Below are 3092 nucleotides of genomic sequence, written 5' to 3' on the forward strand. Positions count from 1 at the left end.
GTTATTGTTACTTTAGAGTTAGAACCCTCTGTAACTATCTTTTCACCTTGGTATACAATATCTCCTACACTTAATTGTCTTACCTCTCCTGTTAAGTCATTAAGTGCTCTTGCTATTCCTCCGTTTACGCTTTTAACTACTCCGGCTTCTTTAGCCATCATATTCTCCTTATTGTTATATTATTTGAAATTTTGAATGAATTATATAAATTTTAGAAGGGTTTGTATATTGTACTGGGGTACAATAAAGACTAACCTGTAAATTAAGCTCAGCATTATTATTGACTGCGTTTTCGTTTATATTAACATGACCACTCAACTTAATCATCAAAAATTTTTAACATTATTGAAGTCGATAGTATCGTTACATATTCCACAATCGATGGTAGGATATTGGTTAAGCTCACACTGTCTTTTACAATTTGATATTTCACTTTAGGTGTAACCCAAGTTAAAATAAAAAGTAGTAGAAAATACCTTTTATAAAGGTGGATTGATATTATTATTTTTTGTTGCTTATTTTGCTATTCTCTACACCATCTAACTTATTTTATTGCTACGTTAACTAGTTGTTAAAGCCAAAAATTAGAACAGTTACTAGAATAATATAAGATTAAAAACTGTAGTAATTTTATTTAGAGTAAAACCCAAGAAATTCTTGGGTTTTTAAGAGATTATAAATCGTGCGTAATGCTATCTTCTATTTTGATCGTTACAGTATGTGTCGTTTCGTTGTTTGTAACTGTTGTAGAATACGTTCTATCGCCTTTATTTTGCCATATAGACTCATCGGTCTTATGGATAGTATCGTCGCTACCACCTTTTATGGTAAGAGTATCACCGGTAGTTTTATTGACGTCTAGCACGTCTTGTGCGGTGATGTTTAGTTTTGCGCCGTTTATACTCGTCATATCTACAGATTTTACGTTTTTATCCGTTATAGCAGATAACTGGGATAGATCCACGGTTTTATCGCCTTCCATATTGGTTATATTTACATCTCCGTTTGTATGAGTTATAGATACTTTGTTTTCAAAATTTAAGTTATTAAATCCAGCAGAAGCTCCGTTTTTCAAAACTAAAGTATTATTGTCTCCATCTCCGTTTATAGCTATGCTACCTGAATTATTTATAGTAGCTCCACCACTTATACTTATAGTATCATTGCCCTCATTGCCTCGAACCGAAGAGTTCGTCAAAGTAGCTCCAGAATTTATATTTATAGTATCGTTTCCTGCATATCCATAAACGTGACCGCCGTTTAAATTGGCTCCAGAATTTATATTGATAATATCATTACCTTCGCCTGCACTTATATGCGTACCGCTTTCGAAATTAGACCCTGAATTTATATTTACAACATCATTACCGCTTCCGGTTCCTATTCCGGTTCCTTGTATTGCGCTTGTCGTTTTAAATGTAGTATCGGTAGCATTTACAGTATCGTTACCCTCTTTCGTCCAGATATTAGTATCGTTTACAGTAACGTTATATAAATTTACGGTATCGTTGCCAGTTCCAGTATCGACCTTGACGTTTTTATTGTAGTCATTGTCGACTTTGTTTAGATTCATATTTCTTATTGTAACAGTATCGTCGCCATCTCCACTAATAATTTTACCACCGACAAAACCTTCTTTATTAGCTCCTCCGTCGATTTCTATAATATCGTTACCAGCATTACCTTCAATATCACCCTTAACGACGGCACCGTCCAAAACTTTAATCGTATCGTTACCGTCGTCGCCGTGAATATATTCTTTTACCGTAGTACCCTTTCCGGTTACAGTTATACTATCATTACCCCATCTTCCGACTATACCGTCTACGTTTGCGCCATTTTCTACTAGGATAGTATCGTCGCCACCTCTACCATTTATGGCGCTAACGTATGTTTGGTTGTCAGATACGGTTATTTTATCATCGCCTTCGTCGCCCCTTACTTCTCCTGTTACTTTTGCGCCATCTTTTACCACGATCTTATCATCGCCGTCTCCGGCAAATATATGCTTCGCACTGGTTCCCGCACCGCTTAAAGTTATAGTATCGATATCGGCACCGCTATCTACTATATCTAAAGCCGGATTTACCTGCTTTTCGTATATATCGTTCATAGTTTTGGTGTCGCCATATATTGCTCCATATACTTTCGCTCCGCCTTCTAAGGATATATTATCTTGTCCGGCATTGCCATATATATTACCTCTTACCTTGGATTCATTTTGTATAGAGATTGTATCTACGCCATCACCGCCTTTGATAGCTTCGTATCTAATTATCCTTCCTTCATCATTCTTGATAGCTCGTCCACTTACCGTAGAATTATTTACGGTTATACCATCATTTCCAGAACCACCAAAAATTTCTACTGTCTCTGCACCGTTTTGAAGATTGACATTATCGTTTCCAACTCCTCCATATACAGATTCTATTTTTGCATTGTCTACTGTTATTTTATCTATGTTATCCGATCCAAACACTTTTAAACTTGGATTAGGATCTACTATCTTAGCTACTGATCCATCATCTGGATAGTTCGAAGCTTTTGCTGTGCTAGTTACTGCTAGGTCTTTAGCATCATCTTGACCAATAGCAAGATTACCATCATTGCTTACATACCAACCGTCTTTATAATTAAACGCGCTAGGGGCGGTAGGATCGTTAGGAGTTAGATAATCTCTACCATCAGTGTGTCTATATACGTGATATCCATTAGGTATAGAAGAGGCAAATGAGTCTAAGAGTGCAGAAGATGTGCTTTCTCCTTTATACGCCGACAAAGGAATTTTTATACTTCCTGCTGGTAAAGCAGGTCCTGTTGCTTCAGCTCCAGCCCCAACAGCACTTCCTCCACTTACACCAAAGCTATTATCTCCACCTGCTGCTAGAGATAAAGCATCTATGCTTCCTACATTAGCATTAATGTTACTAATGTGGCCTCCTTCTGCAAAGCTAGTAGAAGATAAGCTTACGCCATCTCCACCATTACCACCTGCTTGTGGACCACCTGCAGCAGTTTCTTCTAGAGCATTAAGATCTGTTCCTTTTAAGATGGCTTGTTGTAAAGCTGAGATATCAGCTACTGTTTCGTTA

General features: G+C 37.0%; 1 protein-coding gene. It reads right to left on the reverse strand.

Annotated elements, in window-relative coordinates; all coding sequences use genetic code 11:
* Positions 1-673: 673 nt before the first annotated feature.
* The coding region (locus F3H00_RS10365) for a beta strand repeat-containing protein (protein WP_188115657.1) at positions 674-3092 on the reverse strand (2419 nt) is incomplete at its 5' end.

This window comes from Campylobacter concisus (assembly GCF_902460845.1).
In the GTDB taxonomy this organism is placed as follows: domain Bacteria; phylum Campylobacterota; class Campylobacteria; order Campylobacterales; family Campylobacteraceae; genus Campylobacter_A; species Campylobacter_A concisus_X.